Source organism: Glaesserella sp. (assembly GCF_041817755.1).
Taxonomy (GTDB): domain Bacteria; phylum Pseudomonadota; class Gammaproteobacteria; order Enterobacterales; family Pasteurellaceae; genus Glaesserella.
The window spans coordinates 23463-47000 of the sequence record NZ_JBGYBX010000039.1 but is presented as its reverse complement, the minus strand read 5'-3'; the positions used below and the strand labels follow the sequence as shown (position 1 = coordinate 47000).

Genomic DNA, 23538 nt, shown 5'->3' with positions numbered 1-23538 from the left:
CGCTTATTTCAATAAAATAAGCGGTTTTTTCTGTTACAGCGAGAGTTTTGCACCGATTTTGGCACTTTCAAATGCTTTTTCGATAATAGATAACACCGTTGCGGCTTGTTCGGCGGTGACCGCTAGCGGTTGATGTTCGGTGATTGCCAAATACAGATTATCGTATAAAACTTGATAACTCGTCTCCGTATTCTGAAACGACTGTCGAACCACTTCTCCATCAATCTCCGTATGCAAAATTCCCCAATCTTGCTCCGCTTCCCGATTGTAATTTTTATGCGGAATCACACCGCTTGCAAGCAATCCTTCTTGAATATCCGGCTTCTCTTTCACATAAGAACCCAGTTTACCGTGCAAAACAAAATGCTTACCGGCTTCACGAGCGTATTTTGACGCATAAAGCGCCACTTTTAAGCCTGACTCGTAATAAAGATGTAGGGTGAAGTTGTCATCACTCAACGCGCCTTCATGTTGATAGCGAATATCGGCAAATACTGCGCTCGGCATGCCGAATAAGTAAAGGGAAGCATCGATTAAATGTACGCCCAAGTCATATACTAAGCCTGTACCTTTTTCGCCTGTTTCTTTCCAAGCTTTGACATTTTTGCCTTTAGCATAGCGTTCAAAACGGATTTCACAATCTACGGGGTCACCGAGTAAGTCTTGAGCCAAAATCTGTTTTGCAGTGGCAATAGCGCTGTCCCAACGGCGGTTTTGATACACCGATAAGATCACATTCTGCCGTTTAGCCAATTCATTCAGCTCCACAGCTTGTTGTGCGTCTACCACCAACGGCTTTTCAACCAAGACGTGTTTACCCGCCAAAATGGCTTGCTTAGCCAGCTCATAGTGCGTTTGGTTCGGCGTAGTAATAATGATGAGATCGATCTCATCACTCAATAAATCATCAAATTGACGTACGATCTCCACATTCGGCAAGACGGCTAGTGCCTTGTCGGTCGAACGTTCATACACTTTGGCAATATGAAAACGCGGATCTTCTTTCAAAAACGGCACATGAAAAACGTGGCTAGAATAGCCAAAACCGGCAATACCAACATTCAACACTTGGCTCATAGTTGCTCCGCCTGTTCTAAAATTTTCTGCTGTCCCAGCGCCAATTTTTCTAACTTACGCTGTTCTCGGCGTTGTTCATCTTCTGCTTCCCACACATCATACGCTTGGACGATTTTTGCTACGACGGGATGGCGCACAATATCTTTGCTGTCAAAGAAATTAAAACTCAATTCAGGCACATCTTTTAACACTTCCATCGCATGTTTTAATCCGGATTTTTGGCTACGTGGCAAGTCAATTTGTGTCACGTCTCCCGTAATCACCGCTTTAGAATTAAAGCCGATACGGGTTAAAAACATCTTCATCTGCTCTGTCGTAGTGTTTTGACTTTCATCCAAAATAATAAAGGCATCATTGAGCGTCCGCCCACGCATATACGCAAGCGGTGCGATTTCAATGACATTTCGCTCCATCAATTTTTGAGCTTTCTCAAAGCCCAACATTTCAAATAACGCATCGTAAAGCGGACGAAGATAAGGCTCGATTTTTTGCCCTAAATCCCCTGGTAAGAAGCCGAGTTTCTCACCTGCTTCCACTGCGGGACGAGTGAGCAAAATACGGCGGATTTCTTGGCGCTCAAGGGATTCCACCGCAGCCGCCACGGCTAAAAAGGTTTTACCTGTACCCGCTGGTCCGATACCGAAACTAATATCGTGGTTGAGAATATTGCGTAAATAGGCTTGTTGATGCTCTCCACGCGGTTTAATTACACCACGTTTGGTTTTAATGGCAATTTCATGAGCGGAGCTTGTCCATTGATTTTGCAATAACATACGGCTTTCTTGAATTGCCAAATGGACATCTTCCAAATCCAATTCTTTTACTTTGCCTTTAATCGGCGCAGTTTCGTTGTAAAGCTGTTGAATTAATTTCGCTGAATTTTTTAGCAACGTAGCGGAATAGTGATTTTCTTCGGCAGGTTGAAGGGTAAAGGTGAAAGCATTGCGAGCGATAATCAGGTTAAAGCTCTTTTCAATCAAGGTGAGATGTTCGTCAAACGCACCGCATAACGATTGCAGACGGGCGTTATCTTGCGGCTCAAGGGTAAAAATCAGTTCGTTCAAGTGTGTTCCTTTTCCACGGATTTTGCAAAATGTTGCGCAAAACAGACCGCTTGTAATATGGTCGGATTTCCGCATTCTAAGCGATTTTTTGTTTAAATTATAGTAAAATACTAGGGCATATCCTCGTTTTATGTTTTGGTGTTTTTTGTCTGAAAAAGCAGCTCAAAAAATAAAATGAGTATATACCCAGTTCTCATCGGGGTGCTTTGTAACAAAGGCTGAGAAATACCCATAGAACCTGATCTGACTAATATCAGCGTAGGGATTTGAGACAGACAATCTATATCCGCCTGTTTTAGATCCTTCTATTTTCACTTTTAGAAGGAGTTTTCAATGAAATTTAATTTTTTCGCCCTTTCTGCCTTAACCGCAGCAACCACCGCTTTTGCCCAACCGCCGACACTCACGGTTTACACCTATGATTCTTTTGCGTCGGAATGGGGACCTGCCGGTAAATTAGAAACGCTGTTTGAATCGCAATGTCAATGTGATCTGAAATTCATGCCTTTTGAAGACGGAGTGACAATGTTTAACCGCATTCGCTTGGAAGGCAATAAAACCAAAGCCGATGTCATGCTTGGTATTGATCATTTTGTCATGCCCGAAGCGGAAAAATCCGGCTTATTTGTTGAACACCATGTGCAAAATTCTGCCAATAACTTACCGCTAGCATGGCAAAGTAGCACCTTTTTGCCTTACGATTTTGGTGAATATGCCTTCATTTACAATAAAGAAAAAGTCAGCAATCCGCCGAAAAGCTTAAAAGAGCTAGTAGAACGCCAAGATCTGAAAGTGATTTATCAAGATCCGCGTACCAGTACCGTCGGCCGCGGTTTGCTGTTTTGGGTCAATCAAGTCTATGGCGAACAGACGGAATCTGCTTGGCAAACCTTAGCCAACCATACGGTTACCGTCGGGAAAGGTTGGTCGGAAACCTACGGGGCATTTTTGAAGGGCGAATCGGATTTAGTATTAAGCTACACCACTTCACCCTTGTATCATCAATGGCATGAGCAAACGGATAAATATGTTGCGGCGGATTTCGCCGAAGGGCATTTGCTACAAGTGGAAGTGGCGGCGATGACCAAAACCAGTAAGCAACCTGAGCTTGCCCGCCAATTTTTACGCTTTTTGCAGCAACCGGACGCACAGAAAATTATCTCTTATCACAATGTGATGAAACCGGTGGCGAATACCGATGTTGATCCCTTATTTAAAACGTTGCCAAGCTATAAAACCCTTGAATTTAGCCAACCTGATACGGAAAAAGTCAGAGCGTGGATAAACGATTGGCAAAAAGCGATCAGTCAATAAAAGCAAAGACAAGCGGTGTGATTGAATGAAAAATTTGCAAATTTCAGCGCAAATCTTACCGCTTGTTTTCATCGATTAGCAAAGAAATTGTCATCATTTCCCTTATTTTGAGTAAAAAACGCTATAATGTGACCATAACACGGCTTCTATTTCTGTTTAACCGCATGCAACATTTTATCCAAACGGCAAACCGCTTCGGGCAACAGCGCCAAGCGTTTTTCTTTCTGATTGATTTTGAACAAAAAAAACCGCTCATTTATCCGCTGAATCAAGCGAATGCACAGGGTATTTATTTTGATTTTTTAGGCTTCGGTAATGTAAAAAATCCGAAAACAGCCCGTAAACCGTTTAAATTGGATTTTTTACCGATGGATTTTCATCAATATAAACAAGGTTTTGATTTTGTTCAGCAAGAAATTCAAGCGGGGAACAGTTATTTATTAAATTTATCTTACCCGACTGAAATTTATTGCAATTATACCTTGGCAGAAATTTATTTTGCCAGTCAGGCGAAATATAAATTTTTATTGAATGATCAATGTGTTTGTTTTTCACCGGAATGTTTTATTCGAGTTAAAAATAATAAAATCTACTCTTATCCGATGAAAGGAACAATAAATGCCGATGAAGAAAATGCCGACAAAAAATTATTGGCGTCGGAAAAAGAATTTAGCGAACACAATACAATAGTGGATTTAATTCGGAATGACTTGGCGTTGGTGGCAAAAAATATTGAAGTCACCCGATATCGCTATCTTGAAAAAATACAGACTCATAAAGGCGCAATTTATCAAACCAGCTCGGAAATTTGCGGGGAATTAGCGGAAAATTGGCAGGCGGAAATCGGAAATATTTTGGCAAAATTGTTACCGGCGGGATCGATTAGCGGGGCGCCGAAAGCGAAAACCGTTGAGATTATTCAACGGGCGGAACAGCGGGATCGCGGTTACTATACCGGCGTTTTCGGTTATTTTGATGGTGAAAATGTAGAAAGCGCCGTTGCGATTCGTTATATTGAACAACAAGACGGGCAATTACTCTTTCGCAGCGGCGGCGGCATTACCGCATTAAGTTCGCCGGATGATGAATATCATGAAATCTTGGAGAAAATTTATGTGCCGCTATCCGCTGTTTGAAACATTGGCTGTGATTAACGGTAACGTAATGCATTTACAATATCATCAGGCACGCTTGGAAAAGGCGTGTTCACATTATTTAAACGGTAAGAATACCTTTGATTTAAATCATATTATTGTGGTGCCGAAAGAATATCAGTACGGATTGGTTCGCTGTCGGGTAGATTATAATCTATATGAATATAATGTTCGTTTTTTTTCTTATCAACCGAAAAAAATTCATCGATATCAATGTGTGTATACGGAAAATCTGGATTACCGCTATAAATATAGCGACAGAAAAAATATTGAGGCATTAAAACAAGATAATAGTAATGAAATCATTATTATTAATAACGGTTTTGTTAGCGATTGTACAATCGGGAATCTGCTTTTTTTCAAAAAAGGGCAATGGTATAGTCCCGCAAATTATTTATTAAAAGGAACGCAACTTTCTTATTTATTGACACAAAAGCTGATTACGTTGATTGAAATTCGGGCGGAAGATATTTTCAGCTACGAACGAATTATGATGATTAATGCGCTGAATCCGTTTGATGAAGCGAGATCATTACCGATTACAAGCGGTACGATCATGACATAATTTTGCGACATTGATCGAAAAAGCAGAAAAAATCACTTGAAACTGTATGAACAAACAGTATAATAATTTACAGTTTAGTGACCACTCATTCATATCGAACAAAAATACGAACCAAAAGGAAAGCATTATGGCGGACAATAAAAAAAGCCCGAAAAACACGGTAACCAAACAACACGATCCGGACAGCAAAGAAAAAGCATTAGCCGCAGCGTTGGCACAAATTGAAAAACAATTCGGTAAAGGCTCAATCATGAAATTGGGTGATACCCAACAACTGGATATTGAGGCGGTATCAACCGGTTCTATCGGGTTGGATTTGGCGCTGGGTATCGGCGGATTACCGATGGGACGTATCGTCGAGATTTTCGGACCTGAATCATCGGGTAAAACAACCTTGACACTTTCCGTGATTGCCCAAGCACAGAAAAACGGTAAAACCTGTGCGTTTATCGATGCGGAACATGCGTTGGATCCTGTTTATGCGAAGAAATTAGGTGTTAATACCGACGAATTATTAATTTCACAACCGGATAACGGTGAACAGGCGCTTGAAATTTGTGATGCGCTTGTTCGTTCCGGTGCCGTTGACGTGATTATCGTTGACTCTGTTGCCGCATTGACGCCGAAAGCCGAAATTGAAGGAGAAATGGGCGATTCCCACATGGGATTACAAGCTCGTTTAATGTCACAAGCGTTACGTAAATTAACGGCAAATATTAAAAATACCAACTGTTTAGTGGTTTTCATTAACCAAATCCGGATGAAGATTGGTGTAATGTTCGGTAACCCGGAAACTACGACGGGCGGTAACGCACTAAAATTCTACGCTTCGGTCCGTTTGGATATTCGTCGTTGCGGTGTGGTTAAAGAAGGTGATGAAATTACCGGCAGCGAAACAAAAGTGAAAGTGGTGAAAAATAAAGTTGCCCCGCCGTTCCGCGAAGTGCAGTTTGATATTATGTACGGAGAAGGAATTTCACGCATGAGCGAATTGTTGATTTTAGCGGAAGCGAACGGTTTTATTCAAAAATCGGGAGCATGGTTCTCTTATGAAGGCACCAAAATCGGTCAAGGCAAAAATAATGCGGTCGCATGGTTAAAAGAAAACCCGGAAATTGCCGAAAAAATTGAACGTGATATTCGTGCATTATTAACGGATAGCTCATCGCAAAGTCATCATCAAGAGATAAATGCGGATGATGAAGAATTTAACGAAGAAGAACTCTGATAAGGAAATGCGGTTTATTCGTAAACCGCATTTTAGTTTTATGTCAAAAGCACCTTATGCAATCAGTTATATCGTATATTTATTGTCCAAGCGAGACTACAGTGAGTTTGAGCTAAGACAGCGGCTTAAACAAAAAGGATACGGTGATGATGAAATCAATCTGGCGATTAGAAAAGCGCAAGCAGAGCATTGGCAGAGCGATGAAAGATTTGCTTCATCTTATGTTCGTTACCGTTCTCAGCAAGGTTATGGTCCCCGCCGTTTAACGCAAGAATTGCAACAAAAAGGCATCAAAGAGTGGGTAATTACGCATGCTTTTGATGAGGCGGAAGTTGATTTTTTTGAGCTTGCCGAACGTCTTTTTGAAAAAAAACGCCCGCTGAGTTGGGATATTAAGGCCAAACAAAAAATGTGGCGGTATATGGTTAGCCATGGCTTTTATAATGATCATTTTAAACATCTAATCGACTTAAGTTATGATTATGACGAAGAGTACCATGATGCATAAAATTACCTTTTTCAGTCGATTTGAAGCGGATATTATCAGCGGAAAAAAGACGATTACTATCCGTGATAAATCGGAAGCATACTTTCAAACCGGGCAACAACTTTGCGTTTTTACCAATGAAACCGACCGCTTGTTTGCTCGTATCCAAGTGTTATCGGTTACTCCGATTCACTTTGAACAACTGAATGAAAAACATGCTCAGCAAGAGAATATGAGCCTTGATGAGCTAAAACGGGTGATCAGACAGATTTACCCTAATGATAATGACTTTTTTGTGATTGAATTTCGCCTAATCAATGAGCCTATTTAAATCGACAAAACAGACCGAAAATTGCCCGCAATGCGGCTCCCCGCTAAAACTAAAACGGGGAAAACAAGGACTTTTTTTAGGTTGCTCCGCTTACCCGGTTTGCGACTATCTCAAACCGTTGCACCAAGCAAGTCATGTGATTAAACGCTTGGATGAATTTTGTCCGGAGTGCCAAGCGCCGTTGCAACTTAAACAAGGACATTTTGGTATGTTTATCGGATGCAGCAATTACCCGGATTGCCATTTTATCGTACATGACGAACCTGACCTTCAGGAAGAATTTGATTGCCCCGAATGCAAACGACATAAGCTCGTCGTGCGTACGGGGCGTTCGGGGAAAGCTTTTTACGGCTGCGCCGGTTACCCGGAATGTAAATTTATTCTGCCGAGTAAACCGCTAAAGAAACGTTGTCCGAAATGTGCCTGTGCCTTGGCTACATTCAAAAAAGTACGGGGCAAATCTTATTATCTTTGTGCGAACAGGCAGTGTCAGCATCTTTTTAGTGAAAACGAATAATGTATTCTTTGAATCAAATTGTTGAAAAACTCAAGCAAAATCAAGTTGTTGCTTATCCGACGGAATCAGTCTTCGGGCTAGGTTGTAATCCGAATAGCGAACAAGCGGTCAGAACTTTATTGAAATTAAAAAACCGTCCTGAAGACAAAGGGTTGATTTTGATTGCTCATCAAATCGAACTGCTTTTGCCTTATATTGATGATACGTTATTAACGGAAGCGGAGTGGCAACGCTTTAAAACAGTCGGAGAACAGGCGGTTACGTGGATTATTCCCGCCAAAACCGATGTGCCGCGCTATCTCAAAGGGCAATTTGACACGATTGCTGTGAGGTTATGTCGCATTCCTGCCGTCGTGGCACTTTGTGAAGCGGCGGGTTTTGCACTTACGTCAACCAGTGCGAATCTGACCTCTCTTCCACCGTGTCGGACGGCGGAAGAGGTTCGTCGACAATTTGGGGCGGATTTTCCCGTGTTGGATCAAGCCACGGGTGGAAAGCAAAATCCTTCCGAAATTCGTGATATATTTAGCCAACATATTTTCAGACAAGGATAAAGAATGAATCACTATGCCGTTTGGGGCAATCCGATTGCTCAAAGTAAATCGCCCCGTATTCATGCTCTGTTCGGACAGCAAACAGGCAAAGCGATTTCCTATGTTGCCAAATTAGGCGGTGAGCAGCAGTTTGAAAGCCAGTTACAACAATTTTTTGCGGAAGGAGCGAAGGGGGCAAATATCACCGCTCCTTTTAAAGAGCGGGCGTTTGCACTTGCGGATTCACACAGTGAAAGTTGTTTACAGGCGGAAGCGTGTAATACCTTGAAGCGTTTGGAAGACGGGCGGTTATATGCCGACAATACAGACGGTGTCGGTTTAGTTTCCGATCTTACCCGCTTAGGCTGGTTGAACGCCAATCAACGTGTGTTAATTTTGGGGGCGGGTGGTGCAACGAAAGGGGTGCTTTATCCGTTATTGCAAGCACAACAGCAGATCACCATTTACAATCGCACTAGAGAGAAAGCGCTCGTTCTGGCGGAAAAATTTGCAAAATTCGGTTCGATTCAGACCGCTTGTATAACGGAAATCGGCGAACAATCATTTGATTTGATTATTAACGCTACCTCTTTAGGTTTACAAGGCAAATATGTCGAATTACCTAAACATTTGCTTGCTGATGCCAACATTTATGATATGCAATATGCACCGAATATGCAGACGCCGTTTCTCAATTATGCGGGGTCTCAAGGAACACGCCGTTGTCAAGACGGTTTGGGAATGTTAGTTGGTCAGGCGGCTTATGCGTTTCAACTGTGGGAAGGGGTTCTCCCGAATGTTGAAGAAACACTTTCGATTTTGAAGTCAGAAATGGAAATTACACGCTAATATAATATAACCTATTATAAAATATACGCTTTATAATGAATTTCGTCGTTTTTTATATCAAACTGCCGAAACTCTAGGCAAATAAGCGAATTTTTATATTTTTTGAAAAAAAAGATTTGACGGGATAAGGCTAAATCAGCATAATACGCCCCGCAAAGCCGATATGGTGACGCAAATGGCTACATAGCTCAGCTGGTTAGAGCACAACACTCATAATGTTGGGGTCACAAGTTCGAATCTCGTTGTAGCCACCATTTGCGGGACTGGCGAAATTGGTAGACGCACCAGATTTAGGTTCTGGCGCCGAGAGGTGTGTGGGTTCAAGTCCCTCGTCCCGCACCATTTGAAGCTTGCAAATAAAACGACTGGAGTATCGCCAAGCGGTAAGGCACTGGGTTTTGATCCCAGCATTCCTAGGTTCGAATCCTAGTACTCCAGCCATCTTATTTCAAATCGAATGAACTAACGCAAGTTAGTTTTTTTCTTTTGGGGTATCGCCAAGCGGTAAGGCACTGGGTTTTGATCCCAGCATTCCTAGGTTCGAATCCTAGTACCCCAGCCATCTTTATTTCATTTCCCTAGATCAAATAATCGCTCAATTTTCCTTATTCTACGTATTCTTTGCTTTTTATCCGCTATGAAATTCTTTAGAATTAACGTTCACTTTACAAGGGGAAAATCATGCTTAATCCGAGAAATTTAGAAGCTATTGCACAGCAGCTTCACAATGCGTTACCGCAAAGTTTAAAAAATGTCGGAAACGATTTAGAAGAAAAATTCAAACAAATTCTACAAGCGCAATTAGCGAAGCTTGATGTGGTGACACGTGAAGAATTTGACGTGCAATCGCAAGTATTATTACGTACGCGTGAAAAACTTAATGAATTGGAAAAACGCCTTAATGAGTTAAGCGAAAAAACATCAACCGAATCACAAAATTAAATGTAGAGGAGAACTCAATGCAAAACATTAATCCAACCCAAACATTTGCGTGGAATGCGTTAACGCAACATAAAGCGGAAAATCTCACCATTCCGCAACTGTTTAGCGAAGATCCGAAACGTTTTGATAAATATTCGTTACGTTTTGATGACCGGATTTTAGTCGATTTTTCTAAGAATGCGATCAATGAACACACGCTTGCATTATTGCGTCAATTAGCCGAAGAGTGCCATGTCAAATCGGCGACATACGCCATGTTTAAGGGCGAAAAGATTAACCGTACCGAAAATCGTGCGGTACTCCATACCGCTTTACGTAACCGCTCAAATACACCGGTGGAAGTAGACGGCAAAAATGTGATGCCGGAAGTAAATGCGGTGCTTGAGAAAATGAGAGGTTTCTGTGAACACGTTATTTCCGGTGAGTGGAAAGGCTACACGGGTAAAGCGATTACTGATGTCGTGAATATCGGTATCGGTGGCTCGGATTTAGGTCCGTATATGGTTACCGAGGCGTTGCGTCCGTATAAAAACCACTTAAATATGCATTTTGTTTCAAATGTGGATGGAACCCATATGGCTGAAACATTGCGTAAAACAAATCCGGAAACAACATTATTCTTAGTGGCCTCCAAAACGTTTACTACGCAAGAAACCATGACAAATGCCTTGTCTGCGCGTGATTGGTTGTTGGCTTCTGCAAAAGATGAATCTGCCGTGGCAAAACACTTCGTGGCGCTTTCTACGAATGCTAAAGAAGTGTCAAAATTCGGGATTGATACGGCAAACATGTTTGAATTTTGGGATTGGGTCGGCGGACGTTACTCATTATGGTCGGCGATTGGCTTATCCATTGCGCTTTCTTTGGGCTTTGAGAACTTCGAGCAACTGCTGGAAGGAGCTCATGCGATGGATAAACACTTCTTGAATTCGCAGCCGGAAAAAAATATTCCGTTAACGCTGGCGCTTATCGGCATTTGGAATAACAACTTCTTAGGAGCGGAGTCGGAAGCGATTTTACCTTATGATCAATATATGCACCGTTTTGCCGCCTATTTCCAACAAGGCAATATGGAGTCCAACGGTAAATACGTGGGACGTGACGGTAATGCAGTGAACTACCAAACCGGTCCGATTATTTGGGGTGAGCCGGGCACAAACGGTCAGCACGCGTTCTACCAATTGATTCACCAAGGAACAAAACTCATTCCTTGTGATTTTATTGCACCGGCACAAACGCATAATCCGTTAGCGGATCATCATCCGAAATTACTTTCTAATTTCTTTGCACAAACGGAAGCGCTTGCTTTCGGTAAATCACAAGAAGTGGTTGAGCAGGAGTTTTTACAAGCGGGTAAATCCTTAGAAGAGGTTGCAGATATTGTACCGTTTAAAGTATTTACCGGCAATAAACCGACCAATTCGATTCTAGTCCAAAAAATTACGCCGTTTACATTAGGGGCGTTGATTGCAATGTACGAACACAAAATTTTTGTACAGGGCGTCATTTTCAACATTTACAGCTTCGACCAATGGGGCGTGGAGTTAGGTAAACAACTTGCCAATCGCATTTTACCGGAGTTGGAAAACGATGAAAAAATCAGCAGTCACGATAGTTCTACCAACGGTTTAATCAATCAATTTAAAGCATGGCGTTAACGGCATAAACCTCAAAAAGGCGGGACATGGTTCTCGCCTTTTTTATACCCATTACGGTTTTTTTTGCAGGGTCTCGAAATAATCCATAATGAGTTCGCAAGCGATACGGACTTTTTCCGATTGCACCCGCTGGAGCGTGACCAAATAAAGCGGTACGGGCGGTAGTTTCCAATTACAAAAAACTTGGACTAACTCACCGCTTGTCAGTGCTGGCAATACATCTGCTTCAGGCTGAATGGAAACACCCAAACCGCTCATGGTGATACAGCGGCTTGCGTATAGACTGTTACAATTTATACGGTAATCCGGGGAAATGTCGTATGCGTCATCGCCGTTTTTGAGGTTTAGTGAAGTAAAACGAGAGTTAGAGAAACTGATCCAATCTAATTTCGCCAGTTCGTCTAAGGTTTGCGGAAGACCTTTTTCGGCAAAGTAATTGCGGTGTGCCACAATCGCCCAATCAAAATCATAGATATGACGGGCAATCATATTATCGGAAAGGACACCGGGACCGGCTCGGAGTGAAATGTCGATGCGTTGTTCAAGCAAATCGATCACTTTATCTTCAAAAATCAGATTCAGACGAAATTCAGGATGGCTGTCAAAAACCGATTTAAACGCATTGACAAATAAACTGTCCATTAAACCGGTGGCGCATGCAATATTCAATTGTCCTACCGGCTGTGAGCGGAGTAGTTCGATACTTTTGACGGCGTTATCGGCGGTTTGCTGAATTTGCACCGCATGCTGATAAAATACCTCTCCCGCTTCCGTCAGGGAAGGCTTACGCGTTGTGCGGGTCAATAATTTCATATTGAGCTGCGTTTCTAATTTTTGAATCGATTGTGTGACGGCTGAGGGAGTCATTTGCAGCGTATCGGCGGCAGATTGCATGGAGCCTTTATCGACGACGGTCACAAAAACCGCCATGGCTTTATAATCGTACATGGTAAATGTTAAATTTCTTTTAATTAAGTGAAGCTTAATAGTGTATTCAGTAAACGGAAGATTATCAAGCCGAGACATTGCGTTAAAATGCATAAGCTAACGACATTATTCGGTCGTGATGGCATATTTTGATTAAATTAAGGAAACTTTATGAATTCATCATTAGAAAAATTAAGTCCGGTGGCATTTTTATTGGCTCGCGTAGTGGTCGGTTATATGTTCTTATTACACGGTACAGCAAAATTCTTTGAATTTCCGGTGTCAATGACAGGCGGTAACGGTAGCGTAGAACTCTTTTCACTTTACGGATTTGCGGCAATATTAGAAATTGCAGGCGGCATTTTAATTGCATTAGGTTTATTCACCCGTCCGACGGCATTTTTACTGTCCGGTCAAATGGCTTACGCCTATTTTGGTGTGCACGCCTCCGCAGCAACTTTGTTCCAACCGATGTTAAATAAAGGCGAATTGGCGGCAATGTACTCACTCTTCTTCTTAGTCTTAGTGTTTACAGGCGCAGGCAAATTGTCGCTAGATCAAAAGTTATTCGGTAAAAACTAATTTCCTTATCTTCAACAAGCGGTGCGATTTTGCAAATTTTTTGCAGGATCTCACCGCTTGTCCCATTTTTATAGTATCCTTTCGCCTGTTTTTTATTTACCACGAGGCTGTCTTTTGAGCAAACGTCGCTTAACCCAAAACCAACAACGTCGGATTCAATCGAATCATCACAATAAAATCAGCAAAAAAGAATTTGAATGGCAAGATGAAATGCTTGGTGAGGTTCAGCAAGGCATTGTGGTGACGCGTCATGCCAAACATGCCGATGTGGAAACGGCAAGCGGTAAGATCTTTCGTTGTAATTTACGCCGAACGCTGAAAAATGTGGTGGTGGGCGATGTGGTGTCGTGGCGTTTAGGGAACGAGCAGCTGCAAGGGATTAGCGGAGTGATTGAAGCCGTTTACCCGCGTCAGAATGAACTGACCCGCCCCGATTATTATGACGGTATTAAAGTAATGGCGGCGAATATCGATCAAATTATCATTGTATCCGCCGTATTGCCCCAGCTCTCGCTGAACATTATCGACCGCTATTTAGTGATTTGTGAGAATGCTAACATTCCTGCCTTAATTGTATTGAATAAAATTGATTTATTGAGTGAACAAGAGCGAAAAGAAGTGCAACAACAGCTTGAGATCTATAAAAAGATCGGCTATCAAACGCTTTGCCTCTCGGCAGATACTGGAGAGAATATGTCTGAGCTGAGTGCTTATCTTGCAAAGGGCACATCCATTTTTGTCGGGCAATCTGGGGTTGGAAAATCGAGTCTAATCAATCAGTTATTACCCGAAGTAAATGCACAAATCGGTGCGGTAAGCGATATTTCAGGGCTGGGGCAACATACTACGACCGCTTCCCGTTTATATCATTTACCTCAAGGTGGCAACTTGATTGATTCTCCGGGAATTCGTGAATTCGGTTTATGGCATTTGGAGGCGGAGCAGATTACTCAAGGTTATCGGGAGTTTGCTTCGGTATTAGGCACTTGCAAATTCCGTGATTGTAAACATAAAGATGACCCAGGGTGTGCATTGAGAGAAGCGGTAGAACAGGGAAAAATTGATCCGATACGTTTTGACAACTATCATCGGCTCTTAGAAAGCCGCCAAGAAAGCAAAAGTCAGCGGTATTTTAGAAAAGAATAATAAAATCAACGGGTTGCTAGATAAAAATAGCAACCCGTTCTCATTTGTGATGCTTATTGATTATCATCTGGCGGAAGTTGTTGATTATCATCTTTTAGTGGTTGTTGAGAATCGTTTTTATTTGTTGACAGCTTATTTTTTACCTATAGAATAGCGCCCCGCGAAAGACCATATATTTTATAAGGAGACTCATATGAAGAAATTCATCGCGCTATTTAGCCTATTTTTCCTACTGACGAATCCACTTGCTGCCCGGCAGTTTAAAGTGGTCACCACATTCACTGTGATTCAAGATATTGCTCAAAATGTCGCAGGGGATAAAGCAGTGGTCGAGTCGATCACTAAACCGGGTGCGGAAATCCACGATTATCAGCCAACGCCACAGGATATTGTGAAAGCACAATCTGCGGATTTGGTGTTGTGGAACGGTATGAACCTTGAAAGCTGGTTTGAGCGTTTCTTTGCTCAAGTGAAAGATAAGCCTGCGGTTGTGGTAACGGAAGGCATTGAGCCGATTTCTATCTATGAAGGGCCTTACAAAGATAAGCCAAACCCACACGCTTGGATGTCCACGAAAAATGCGTTGATTTATATTGAAAATATTCGTCAAGCCTTGGTGAAATACGATCCGGCAAATGCCGAAGCCTATAATGCGAATGCGAAAGCCTATGCGGATAAAATCATTGCCTTAGATCAGCCGTTGCGTGAGCGTTTGGCAAAAGTGCCTGAAGCACAGCGTTGGTTGGTAACGAGCGAAGGGGCGTTTAGCTATCTTGCTAGAGATTATGGCTTCAAAGAGTTATACCTTTGGGCGATTAACCAAGATGAACAAGGCACGCCAAAACAGATCCGTAAAGTGATCGACCAAGTGCGTAAACATCAAATTCCGGTGGTATTTAGTGAAAGTACCATTTCAGATAAGCCTGCTAAACAAGTGGCAAAAGAGAGTAAAGCACGTTATGGCGGTGTGTTGTATGTGGACTCTCTCTCAACAAAAGATGGCAAAGTACCAACTTATATTGATTTACTCAATGTGACGGTAAGTACGATTGTTGCTGGATTTGAAAAATAAAACGATTTGGGCGAACTGCTTTGGTTCGCCCTACATTTAAAAAATAGGATTACCTAATAAATATGAACATTCCCCTGAGTTCTCTTTCTGTTTCCGATGTCACCGTTCGTTATAGCAACGGACACACGGCAATTCACGATGTTACTTTTCGCCTTGACGGTGGCACAATCTGTGCATTACTTGGGGTGAACGGCAGTGGCAAATCGACCTTATTTAAAAGCATTATGGGATTAGTTCAGCCAAAAGGAACGATTGAGCTATGCGGACTGCCTGTCAATCAAGCCTTAAAACGCAATCTTGTTGCTTATGTGCCACAAAGTGAAGAAGTAGACTGGCAATTTCCCGTCTCGGTTTATGATGTGGTAATGATGGGGCGTTATGGCTATATGAATTTTCTGCGTATCCCTTCTGCGGTGGATAAGCAAAAAGTCGCCGAAGCAATGGAGCGGGTCAATATCTCTCACCTTGCCGATCGTCAAATCGGCGAGCTTTCGGGGGGGCAGAAAAAACGGGTATTTTTGGCTCGTTCGCTTGCTCAAGAGAGCAAAATTATCTTACTTGACGAACCTTTCACTGGCGTGGACGTAAATACCGAAAATGCGATTATCGATCTACTCAAACAGCTTCGGGATAGCGGTCACTTAATCCTTGTTTCTACCCACAATTTAGCCGCTGTACCAAGTTTTTGCGATCAAGCGGTAATGATTAATCGCACAGTGTTAGCAACAGGATCTATCGAAACGACATTCACCCCTGAAAATCTTGAACGAGTATTTGGCGGTGTCTTGCGTTATCAGCAGTTACTCGGAGAACATGAGGAATAATCAATGCTTGAGTTACTGCTAGAACCTTTTTTCTACGATTATATGTTTAAAGCGATTGTGGTAAGCGGTGCAATCGGGGCGATCTGTGCTTTTTTGTCTGCCTATTTAATGCTCAAAGGCTGGTCGTTGATTGGAGATGCCTTATCGCACGCCGTCGTCCCTGGTGTTGCATTGGCTTATGCCTTGTCTCTGCCTTATGCTGTCGGGGCTTTCTTTTCGGGATTTCTTGCCACTATTGCTATCTTAGCGGTTAAATCCGTCACAAAATTACGAGAAGATGCGGTAATTGGCTTTATTTTTACCACCTTTTTTGCCTTAGGTTTATTAATTATTTCCATCAATCCAACGTCCGTTAATGTGCAATCCATCATTCTCGGCAATATCTTAGGCATTGCCGATGAAGATATGTTACAAGTGGTGATTATTTTATCGGTGTCACTCTTTTTTCTAGTGATTTACTGGAAAGATTTATTACTCGTCTTTTTTGATGAAATTCAAGCTAAAGCCGTAGGCATTTCGCCGATGCAACTTAAAGTGCTGTTTTTCAGCTTACTCAGTGCTTGTATCGTTGCCGCATTACAAAGTGTCGGTGCAATTTTAGTGATCGCAATGGTTGTCACCCCAGGGGCAACGGCCTATTTATTAACGGATAAATTCGGCAAATTATTGATTATCGCAATTTCACTTGGCGGTTTTAGTGGATCTTTTGGTGCTTATTTAAGCTATTTTGCTGATGGTGCGACAGGAGGATTTATTGTCACACTACAAACCCTACTGTTTTTACTAGCGTTTTTCTTCGCCCCTAAATATGGTTTACTCTCACGCAAATTTGCAAAAAATCCAGCTAAACCGACCGCTTGTCAAGGGGGAGAATAATGGACGCACTCTATCAATGGTTTGCTGAACCGCTTGCTTTCCCTTTTATACAACAAGCCTTAGTTATCGGTGTTGTAGTCGCCTTAATCTGTGCCGTGTTATCCTGCTATTTAGTGCTAAAAGGTTGGTCGCTAATGGGCGATGCGATCTCACACGCCGTATTACCGGGAATTGTGATCGCTTATCTGCTTGCTATTCCGTTAGCCATCGGGGCTTTTGTTTCGGGTATTTTCTGTGCCGTTGCTGTTGGCTATCTCAAAGAAAATAGCCGTATTAAAGAAGATACAGTAATGGGGATCGTCTTTTCGGGAATGTTTGCGTTAGGTTTGGTGATGTTTGTCAAAGTCGAAACCGATCAACATTTAATGCACATCTTATTTGGCGATTTGCTTGGGATTACCGACAATGAATTTTACCAAACCCTCGCCATTTCCTTAGTGGTATTATTCGTTATCTTAGTAAAACGCCGAGATTTCCTACTATACTGCTTCGATGCCAGCCACGCTCGCACCGTTGGCTTTAATATCAAAGTGTTGCATTACAGCTTACTGGTGCTATTGGCATTAGTGATTATTAGTGCAATGCAAGTGGTCGGCGTGATTTTAGTGGTGGCAATGCTGATTACCCCAGGGATCACAGGCTACACGCTTGCCAAACGCTTTGACCGAATGTTGCTAATCGCCATCTTCACTGCAGTAAATAGTGCTTTTTGGGGCGTGTTTTTAAGTTTCCATTTCGATGTCGCCACAGGACCTTGTATTGTGTTGTTGCAAGCGGTAGGATTTTTGATGAGTATTGCAATAGTATATATAAAAGGAAAAATCAACAGGATTGTTTAAGAAATAATATAACGAATTTCCATGGTAAATAGGATATTGAAAAATAGATTGGGTCAGTATAGCATATTAACCACTTACCTAATTTATTTATTAATACATTAAAAAAAGATGTGAGATTTAAATTGTTGCTATTTTAGTGATAATTTAAATTTAGCACGCATGGAGTTTATTTTGAGTAAAACATTAAGTTATCGTGCAGATATTGATAGTCTGCGCGCTTTAGCGGTCTTGTCTGTTATTACGTTTCATTTGAATCATAATTGGTTATCAGGAGGTTTCCTAGGTGTCGATATTTTTTTCGTGATTTCAGGTTTTCTGATTACATTGATTATTCACCGAGAAATGTCATCAAATGAATTTTCGTTTAAGATTTTTTATATTCGTCGGATTAAGCGGATTTTACCGGTCTTTTTTGTCGTTTTATTTGCCGTATTGATAGCTTCATTATTCTTCTTTCCTCCCAATGATTATAGATTTTTAGGCCGATCAATATTAGCTTCACTACTTTTTTCGGCCAACCTCTATTCATCTATCGGGCAAGGATACTTTGATCCTGCTCAGGATGAAAAACCATTACTACATATCTGGTCGCTTTCGGTTGAAGAACAATATTATTTTCTTTTCCCTTTATTCTGTTTATGGGTGGTAAGGAGAAGTTGGCGTGTTCAAATATTTTGCTTAAGTGCAATGATTTTACTCAGTGCGGTATTAGGATTTTTTCCGTCATTCGGCTTAGATAAGTATTATTTACCGCATTTACGGGCAGGTGAGATGTTTGTCGGCTCGTTAACTGCCGTGATTGTACAATATTGTCATAAACAAAATTATTTCCCGTTAGAACGTTTCGCTATGCCGGTTAGTATCATGGCAACGGCAGTATTAGTCGGTTGTTTAATCCTGTACTATCCGGGGATGAGTATGTTTCCCGGTTTGGCGGCATTACTGCCTTGTATTGCAACCGCAACTTTAATCTATTTTAATCGCTTTGATCATGGTTTTAAAAAGGTCTTTGAGATCAAATGGATTGTAACCATAGGGTTACTTTCTTATTCCCTCTATTTATGGCATTGGCCGGTTTTAGCGTTTGCCCGTTATGCGATAGGCTCGTCTGAATTACCGTTGTCATGGCTGTTACCTCTGGCTGTTATTATGACTGTATTATCTATTGCGTCATATTTACTTGTAGAAAAACCGGCTAGACAGTTAACGATGTCATTTGCTAAAAATGTTATCTATTTTTATGTGCTCCCTTCTTTAGTTATCGGTGTATGCTGGTTTTCGTTCCGCTATTTGCCGATTATGAATGACTACTACGAGCAGGGGCTTACCCATGATCATTCTTCATGCCATAATAATTTGGCGAAACGTTGTATATGGGGAGATGAATCCGTTCAGCCAAAAATTTTGATGGTAGGGGATTCGCATGCGGATCATTATAAGACGTTTATTGATACTGTCGGTAAACATGAAAAATGGTCGGCAATGTTAGTTTCTGCAGATTCTTGTGCCTATGTAGAAAACTATCAAGCGAGAATTTTGAAACCGGGTAATCGTTGTGACGCTGTTCATCAATTTGCACTTAACCATATGAATAAATATCCTATCGTGATTTTATCCATGCGTTGGGGAAGCCAAATAACAGAAAGTAAGTCTATTGCGTATGATCCGAAATTTTTTGAAAAATTTGATGTGATGTTGGCTAAGTTATCAAGAGATAAAGAATCAATTTATTTATTGACGGATACGCCTAATCTGAATCGTAACGGCTTGAGAGATTATAAATTGTCCAATGTATTTGGAATACCTTTAATACCGCTAAGTGCAACGCCGGATTCTTACAAAACTACAGATGAAGGCAATAAGAAAATGAAGGAAATTGCAGCTAAATATGCCAATGTGTATGTTATAGACACCATTTCATTACTGCCTGATAATTTTATACATGACGGAAAACCGATATATTCTGATTTTGACCATATTAATCCGTATGGCGGAAAACTTATTGCAGAGAGATTCTTGAAAACACAATCTTTTATCCCGGTGATAAAGGGAGGCGATTAGCTTTACGATTTCACTGTATCGTATTATCGGTAATATTATTTGAAATAAATAAAAAAATACCCCTTTATGGGGTATTTTTTATAAAAATTATTGAATAATAACGTAGAAATTTGATCCGTCTCGCAAGATATTTAATGCAATAGCGGAGGGTTTGGATTCTAGGATTTTACGTAATTCACCAATGTTCTCAACACTTCGGCGGTTTACACCGACAATCACATCGCCTTTTTTAAAGCCGCGTGACTCTGCGATCGACCCTTTTTCGATTTTACTGATTTCAACGCCTTTAATGTTTTTCGCATTGTAGTTGCTTAATTCTGCGCCGTTCAGTGCAGGAAGTAATGCTTTTGCATTGGTGTTATTTTGTTCGTCGGATTGTAATACCACTTTAACGGTATCTTCTTTACCGTCACGTAAATAAGTTAACAAGATTTCTTTACCTGCACCGGTCGTCGCAACTTTAGCCCGTAGCTCGGCAAAACTGCGGATTTTTTGTCCGTTTAATCCGATAATGACATCACCTGCTTTTAAACCGGCTTTCGCGGCCGCCGAATCTGCCATAACTTCACTGATAAATGCCCCTTGTTGTGCATTGACATCGAACTCTTTGGCTAGATCAGCACTGAGCTCACCGCCTTTAATGCCGAGTAAACCGCGTTTGACTTCGCCGAATTCAAGGATTTGTTGCACTAAGTTATTCGCCATGTTGCTCGGAATGGCAAAGGCGATGCCGGCATTACCGCCACTTGGTGAAATAATTGCCGTATTGATCCCGATAAGTTCTCCTTGTAGGTTAATCAACGGTCCGCCTGAGTTTCCACGGTTTACCGCCGCATCCGTTTGAATATAGCTTTCATAACCTTCATCAGTAGTGCCGGTAGAACGCCCCAACGCGGAGACAATCCCGGATGTCACGGTTTGTCCTAATCCGAACGGATTACCAATGGCGACGGTAAAGTCACCGACACGAAGTTTGTCTGAATCGGCAATTTTAATTTCGGTAAGGTTTTTCGGATTTTCTATTTGAATTAATGCTACATCGGACATCGGGTCGGAACCGACTAATTTGGCTTTAAATTCTCGCCCGTCATCCAGTTTTACCATGATTTTTTCAGCGTTATCAATGACATGGTTATTTGTGATGACATAGCCTTTATCGGCATTAATAATGACACCGGATCCTTCACCTCGGAATTGACGTGGGCCACCGCGATCACCGAAAGCATTCGGACCGAAGAAAAATTCAAATTCTTCCGGTACGGCGCGTGCAGTCGGTACATCTTGCGTTTGTCCCTCGACCGCAATACTGACCACAGCCGGGCGCACTTTTTCAATCATTGGTGCCAGACTTGGTAACGTTTGTCCATCAATGCTTTGCGGTAGATTAGCTTGACTTAACGCCGGAACGGAAAGTACGCTTAAACCGAGTACGAGGGAGGTGAGTAATGATTTTTTCATTGATTTTTGCATTTTATATCCTTTCATTTTAGATGTTATTGGTTGTATTGTTATACGAGTTCGGAGTTATCGCTCGTAACGCATAAGACATGCAATTTTTAATCGGGTTCTGAACGATAAAATAAAAACATAAATTTTATCCTTTGATTTGTGTATAACCTACTGAAAACAACATAACACACATCTTGATGTTGTGTGATCTTTGTCACATTTATTTATTATAAATAACATTAGAGTAACAATACAATTTTACTTTATTGACGTAACTCATTAGAATGCATCGCCTTTAGGCTTTTTTACTACTTACCTCTTTAAATAATTATAGGAAACTCAATTATGTTGTGGTTTTTCTTCTGTGTAGCCGTCTTAGTTTTAGGGTACTTTGTTTACGGCAAGATCATTGAAAAGATCTTTGTGATTAACCCGAAAAAAACGACACCGGCTTATACTATGCAAGACGGTGTTGATTACGTGCCGATGTCTAAAAAACGTATTTGGCTTATTCAATTACTAAATATTGCGGGAACAGGTCCAATCTTTGGTCCTATTCTTGGTGCATTATATGGTCCGGTTGCAATGCTTTGGATCGTTTTAGGTTGTATCTTCGCCGGTGCGGTGCACGACTACTTTTGTGGTATGTTAAGTGTGCGTAACGGCGGTGCCTCAATGCCTAACTTAGCGGGTAAATACTTAGGTCGTCCGGTTAAAGCGTTCATCAACCTTCTTGCGGTCGTATTACTTCTTTTAGTCGGCGTAGTATTCGTCGCAAGTCCTGCGCAATTATTAAGTACTATTACCATTGATGTATTCGGTTCTGCAGGTGGCTCACTCTCTTTAGATAATGCTGAAGAAATTGCAAAAACAGCTACAGCTGCAAGCGATATTACTGTTTGGGGTATGGATAAACCAACGGTAATCGCAGTATGGACAACCATTATCTTCTGTTATTACATTCTTGCGACATTACTTCCGATTGATAAAATCATTGGTCGTATCTATCCGTTCTTCGGCGCATTATTGCTTTTCATGTCAATAGGTATGGTATATGGCTTAGTCACGAGTCATTTTAGTGTAACGGATCCTGTGGACTTCTTCCGTACAATTGATGGAATGAGTTTTGAGAAATTCTTTGAAAATTTCCAAGTAAAAGGTGATGTGCCGATTTGGCCGTTACTATTCTTAACCATCTCTTGCGGTGCATTATCCGGTTTCCATGCAACACAAACACCATTAATGGCACGTTGTGCACAAAATGAAAGCGAAGGTCGTTTCATATTCTACGGAGCAATGATTGCCGAAGGTGTGATTGCATTAATTTGGTGTATGGTTGGTTTAGCATTCTATGAAAACCCACAAGCGTTACAAGATGCTATCGCAGCGGGTTCACCGTCTAAAGTCGTATACGACTCTTCACTTTACTTCTTAGGTTTCGTAGGCGGTATCTTTGCAGTATTAGGTGTTGTGGTATTACCTATCACATCTGGCGATACTGCATTCCGTGCCGCACGTTTAATCATTGCTGAGTTCTTCAACATTGAACAAAGAACTTTAGTAAAACGCTTAATGATCTGTCTTCCGTTATTTGCTATCGGTTTTATTGTTTCAAAAATCGACTTCAGTATCTTATGGCGTTATTTCACTTGGGCAAACCAAACTACTGCAATGGTCATGTTATGGACAGCAGCGGCTTACTTATACCGCTACAATAAATTCCACTGGGTATGTACAATTCCGGCGGCATTTATCAGTACCGTATCATTCACCTTCTTAGCGTATAATAAAATCGGTTTTGGCTTAGATTACCAATTATCCGTGTATATCGGTTTGGCTCTGACTGCAGCATGCTTGGTTGCATTCTTCACCATGCTCAAACGTGAAGGTCAAGAAGACCCGGATGTTTACGTCGACGATACGGCTAAAGCATAATTTTCAATGTAAATTTATCGGGGCGAATCTTTTCGCCCCTTTGTTATTTTGCATGATTTAATATTCTCACTTTTATACCTTCTGCCAAATTCCCTCTAACCCTCTTTA

Annotated in this window: 23 protein-coding genes, 4 tRNA genes and 1 riboswitch; of the genes, 23 read left to right on the top strand and 4 right to left on the bottom strand. The window is 41.4% G+C overall.

What is annotated here, in order from left to right; genetic code table 11:
* Positions 1–33: 33 nt before the first annotated feature.
* Together ACEYKX_RS05460 and ACEYKX_RS05455 are read right to left on the bottom strand one after the other, a co-directional pair.
* Positions 34–1077 carry a Gfo/Idh/MocA family oxidoreductase gene (locus tag ACEYKX_RS05460; RefSeq protein WP_373767323.1) on the bottom strand — a complete coding sequence of 348 codons (1044 nt, stop codon included), beginning with the start codon at positions 1075–1077 and terminating at the stop codon, positions 34–36.
* Positions 1074–2141 carry a PhoH family protein gene (locus tag ACEYKX_RS05455; RefSeq protein WP_373767322.1) on the bottom strand — a complete coding sequence of 356 codons (1068 nt, stop codon included), beginning with the start codon at positions 2139–2141 and terminating at the stop codon, positions 1074–1076. The genes ACEYKX_RS05460 and ACEYKX_RS05455 overlap by 4 nt, the downstream gene beginning before the upstream one ends.
* A gap of 187 nt (positions 2142–2328) precedes the next feature.
* A riboswitch (TPP riboswitch) is annotated at positions 2329–2424 on the top strand.
* A gap of 50 nt (positions 2425–2474) precedes the next feature.
* On the opposite strand from ACEYKX_RS05455, the gene thiB reads away from it, so the two are divergent.
* The 15 genes from thiB to pgi all read left to right on the top strand — a co-directional run bounded on the left by thiB (position 2475) and on the right by pgi (position 11719).
* Positions 2475–3455, top strand: coding sequence for a thiamine ABC transporter substrate binding subunit (thiB, locus tag ACEYKX_RS05450; protein ID WP_373767321.1), 981 nt, complete (start codon positions 2475–2477; stop codon positions 3453–3455).
* 164 nt (positions 3456–3619) lie between these two features.
* Positions 3620–4591, top strand: a complete 972-nt coding sequence (locus ACEYKX_RS05445; protein WP_373767320.1) for an aminodeoxychorismate synthase component I — start codon at positions 3620–3622, stop codon at positions 4589–4591.
* Positions 4569–5174 carry an aminotransferase class IV family protein gene (locus ACEYKX_RS05440; protein ID WP_373767319.1) on the top strand — a complete coding sequence of 202 codons (606 nt, stop codon included), beginning with the start codon at positions 4569–4571 and terminating at the stop codon, positions 5172–5174. The genes ACEYKX_RS05445 and ACEYKX_RS05440 overlap by 23 nt, the downstream gene beginning before the upstream one ends.
* 127 nt (positions 5175–5301) lie before the next feature.
* A complete protein-coding gene (gene recA / locus ACEYKX_RS05435) occupies positions 5302–6402 on the top strand; it encodes a recombinase RecA (RefSeq protein ID WP_373767318.1) in 1101 nt (366 codons plus the stop codon).
* A gap of 40 nt (positions 6403–6442) precedes the next feature.
* On the top strand, positions 6443–6910 hold the full coding sequence (gene recX / locus ACEYKX_RS05430) for a recombination regulator RecX (RefSeq protein WP_373767317.1): 468 nt from the start codon (positions 6443–6445) through the stop codon (positions 6908–6910).
* Entirely contained in the window at positions 6903–7220 is a 318-nt protein-coding gene (yqfB, locus tag ACEYKX_RS05425) for a N(4)-acetylcytidine aminohydrolase (RefSeq protein ID WP_373767382.1), read from the top strand. Before recX ends, yqfB begins: the two co-directional genes overlap by 8 nt.
* On the top strand, positions 7207–7737 hold the full coding sequence (locus tag ACEYKX_RS05420) for a topoisomerase DNA-binding C4 zinc finger domain-containing protein (RefSeq protein ID WP_373767316.1): 531 nt from the start codon (positions 7207–7209) through the stop codon (positions 7735–7737). Before yqfB ends, ACEYKX_RS05420 begins: the two co-directional genes overlap by 14 nt.
* Positions 7737–8291 carry a Sua5/YciO/YrdC/YwlC family protein gene (locus ACEYKX_RS05415; RefSeq protein ID WP_373767315.1) on the top strand — a complete coding sequence of 185 codons (555 nt, stop codon included), beginning with the start codon at positions 7737–7739 and terminating at the stop codon, positions 8289–8291. Before ACEYKX_RS05420 ends, ACEYKX_RS05415 begins: the two co-directional genes overlap by 1 nt.
* 3 nt (positions 8292–8294) lie before the next feature.
* A complete protein-coding gene (gene aroE, locus ACEYKX_RS05410; RefSeq protein WP_373767314.1) occupies positions 8295–9119 on the top strand; it encodes a shikimate dehydrogenase in 825 nt (274 codons plus the stop codon).
* 177 nt (positions 9120–9296) lie between these two features.
* A tRNA-Met gene (locus tag ACEYKX_RS05405) sits at positions 9297–9373 on the top strand.
* Positions 9374–9376: 3 nt separating this feature from the next.
* Positions 9377–9461, top strand: a tRNA-Leu gene (locus ACEYKX_RS05400).
* Positions 9462–9485: 24 nt separating this feature from the next.
* Positions 9486–9560 (top strand) — tRNA-Gln (locus ACEYKX_RS05395).
* A gap of 46 nt (positions 9561–9606) precedes the next feature.
* Positions 9607–9681 (top strand) — tRNA-Gln (locus ACEYKX_RS05390).
* 119 nt (positions 9682–9800) lie between these two features.
* Positions 9801–10061 (top strand): accessory factor UbiK family protein, encoded by a 261-nt coding sequence (locus ACEYKX_RS05385; RefSeq protein WP_373767313.1) that lies wholly within the window; start codon positions 9801–9803, stop codon positions 10059–10061.
* 17 nt (positions 10062–10078) lie between these two features.
* Positions 10079–11719 (top strand): glucose-6-phosphate isomerase, encoded by a 1641-nt coding sequence (pgi, locus tag ACEYKX_RS05380; RefSeq protein WP_373767312.1) that lies wholly within the window; start codon positions 10079–10081, stop codon positions 11717–11719.
* A 51-nt stretch (positions 11720–11770) separates the two neighbouring features.
* Here pgi and ACEYKX_RS05375 read toward each other — a convergent pair whose 3' ends face one another.
* A complete protein-coding gene (locus ACEYKX_RS05375; RefSeq protein ID WP_373780619.1) occupies positions 11771–12667 on the bottom strand; it encodes a LysR family transcriptional regulator in 897 nt (298 codons plus the stop codon).
* Positions 12668–12817: 150 nt separating this feature from the next.
* On the opposite strand from ACEYKX_RS05375, the gene ACEYKX_RS05370 reads away from it, so the two are divergent.
* From ACEYKX_RS05370 to ACEYKX_RS05340, 7 genes are all read left to right on the top strand, one after another.
* Complete coding sequence (locus tag ACEYKX_RS05370; protein WP_373767310.1) at positions 12818–13228, top strand: DoxX family protein; 411 nt, start codon at positions 12818–12820, stop codon at positions 13226–13228.
* A 114-nt stretch (positions 13229–13342) separates the two neighbouring features.
* A complete protein-coding gene (gene rsgA / locus ACEYKX_RS05365) occupies positions 13343–14374 on the top strand; it encodes a small ribosomal subunit biogenesis GTPase RsgA (RefSeq protein WP_373767309.1) in 1032 nt (343 codons plus the stop codon).
* Between the two features lie 193 nt (positions 14375–14567).
* On the top strand, positions 14568–15446 hold the full coding sequence (locus ACEYKX_RS05360) for a metal ABC transporter substrate-binding protein (RefSeq protein ID WP_373767308.1): 879 nt from the start codon (positions 14568–14570) through the stop codon (positions 15444–15446).
* Positions 15447–15508: 62 nt separating this feature from the next.
* A complete protein-coding gene (locus tag ACEYKX_RS05355; RefSeq protein WP_373767307.1) occupies positions 15509–16270 on the top strand; it encodes a metal ABC transporter ATP-binding protein in 762 nt (253 codons plus the stop codon).
* A 3-nt stretch (positions 16271–16273) separates the two neighbouring features.
* On the top strand, positions 16274–17146 hold the full coding sequence (locus tag ACEYKX_RS05350; RefSeq protein ID WP_373767306.1) for a metal ABC transporter permease: 873 nt from the start codon (positions 16274–16276) through the stop codon (positions 17144–17146).
* A complete protein-coding gene (locus ACEYKX_RS05345; RefSeq protein ID WP_373767305.1) occupies positions 17146–17985 on the top strand; it encodes a metal ABC transporter permease in 840 nt (279 codons plus the stop codon). Before ACEYKX_RS05350 ends, ACEYKX_RS05345 begins: the two co-directional genes overlap by 1 nt.
* Before the next feature lie 171 nt (positions 17986–18156).
* Entirely contained in the window at positions 18157–20046 is a 1890-nt protein-coding gene (locus ACEYKX_RS05340; protein WP_373767304.1) for an acyltransferase family protein, read from the top strand.
* An 87-nt stretch (positions 20047–20133) separates the two neighbouring features.
* Here the strand turns inward: ACEYKX_RS05340 and ACEYKX_RS05335 are convergent, their stop codons facing one another.
* Complete coding sequence (locus ACEYKX_RS05335) at positions 20134–21516, bottom strand: Do family serine endopeptidase (RefSeq protein ID WP_373767303.1); 1383 nt, start codon at positions 21514–21516, stop codon at positions 20134–20136.
* 324 nt (positions 21517–21840) lie between these two features.
* Here ACEYKX_RS05335 and ACEYKX_RS05330 point away from each other — a divergent pair, with 324 nt between their 5' ends.
* Positions 21841–23430: a carbon starvation protein A gene (locus tag ACEYKX_RS05330; protein WP_373767302.1), complete on the top strand. Its 1590-nt coding sequence runs from the start codon at positions 21841–21843 to the stop codon at positions 23428–23430.
* Positions 23431–23538: the final 108 nt, after the last annotated feature.

What these genes read in the sequence shown, in the direction of transcription:
- ACEYKX_RS05460 (WP_373767323.1), bottom strand. Translation starts at nt 1,077, where the DNA reads ATGAGCCAAGTGTTGAATGTTGGTATTGCCGGTTTTGGCTATTCTAGC.
- ACEYKX_RS05420 (WP_373767316.1), top strand. Translation starts at nt 7,207, where the DNA reads ATGAGCCTATTTAAATCGACAAAACAGACCGAAAATTGCCCGCAATGC.
- recX (WP_373767317.1), top strand. Translation starts at nt 6,443, where the DNA reads ATGTCAAAAGCACCTTATGCAATCAGTTATATCGTATATTTATTGTCC.
- ACEYKX_RS05360 (WP_373767308.1), top strand. Translation starts at nt 14,568, where the DNA reads ATGAAGAAATTCATCGCGCTATTTAGCCTATTTTTCCTACTGACGAAT.
- aroE (WP_373767314.1), top strand. Translation starts at nt 8,295, where the DNA reads ATGAATCACTATGCCGTTTGGGGCAATCCGATTGCTCAAAGTAAATCG.
- ACEYKX_RS05385 (WP_373767313.1), top strand. Translation starts at nt 9,801, where the DNA reads ATGCTTAATCCGAGAAATTTAGAAGCTATTGCACAGCAGCTTCACAAT.
- thiB (WP_373767321.1), top strand. Translation starts at nt 2,475, where the DNA reads ATGAAATTTAATTTTTTCGCCCTTTCTGCCTTAACCGCAGCAACCACC.
- ACEYKX_RS05355 (WP_373767307.1), top strand. Translation starts at nt 15,509, where the DNA reads ATGAACATTCCCCTGAGTTCTCTTTCTGTTTCCGATGTCACCGTTCGT.
- pgi (WP_373767312.1), top strand. Translation starts at nt 10,079, where the DNA reads ATGCAAAACATTAATCCAACCCAAACATTTGCGTGGAATGCGTTAACG.
- recA (WP_373767318.1), top strand. Translation starts at nt 5,302, where the DNA reads ATGGCGGACAATAAAAAAAGCCCGAAAAACACGGTAACCAAACAACAC.
- yqfB (WP_373767382.1), top strand. Translation starts at nt 6,903, where the DNA reads ATGCATAAAATTACCTTTTTCAGTCGATTTGAAGCGGATATTATCAGC.
- ACEYKX_RS05440 (WP_373767319.1), top strand. Translation starts at nt 4,569, where the DNA reads ATGTGCCGCTATCCGCTGTTTGAAACATTGGCTGTGATTAACGGTAAC.
- ACEYKX_RS05350 (WP_373767306.1), top strand. Translation starts at nt 16,274, where the DNA reads ATGCTTGAGTTACTGCTAGAACCTTTTTTCTACGATTATATGTTTAAA.
- ACEYKX_RS05415 (WP_373767315.1), top strand. Translation starts at nt 7,737, where the DNA reads ATGTATTCTTTGAATCAAATTGTTGAAAAACTCAAGCAAAATCAAGTT.
- ACEYKX_RS05445 (WP_373767320.1), top strand. Translation starts at nt 3,620, where the DNA reads ATGCAACATTTTATCCAAACGGCAAACCGCTTCGGGCAACAGCGCCAA.
- ACEYKX_RS05375 (WP_373780619.1), bottom strand. Translation starts at nt 12,667, where the DNA reads ATGTACGATTATAAAGCCATGGCGGTTTTTGTGACCGTCGTCGATAAA.
- ACEYKX_RS05335 (WP_373767303.1), bottom strand. Translation starts at nt 21,516, where the DNA reads ATGCAAAAATCAATGAAAAAATCATTACTCACCTCCCTCGTACTCGGT.
- ACEYKX_RS05330 (WP_373767302.1), top strand. Translation starts at nt 21,841, where the DNA reads ATGTTGTGGTTTTTCTTCTGTGTAGCCGTCTTAGTTTTAGGGTACTTT.
- ACEYKX_RS05370 (WP_373767310.1), top strand. Translation starts at nt 12,818, where the DNA reads ATGAATTCATCATTAGAAAAATTAAGTCCGGTGGCATTTTTATTGGCT.
- ACEYKX_RS05345 (WP_373767305.1), top strand. Translation starts at nt 17,146, where the DNA reads ATGGACGCACTCTATCAATGGTTTGCTGAACCGCTTGCTTTCCCTTTT.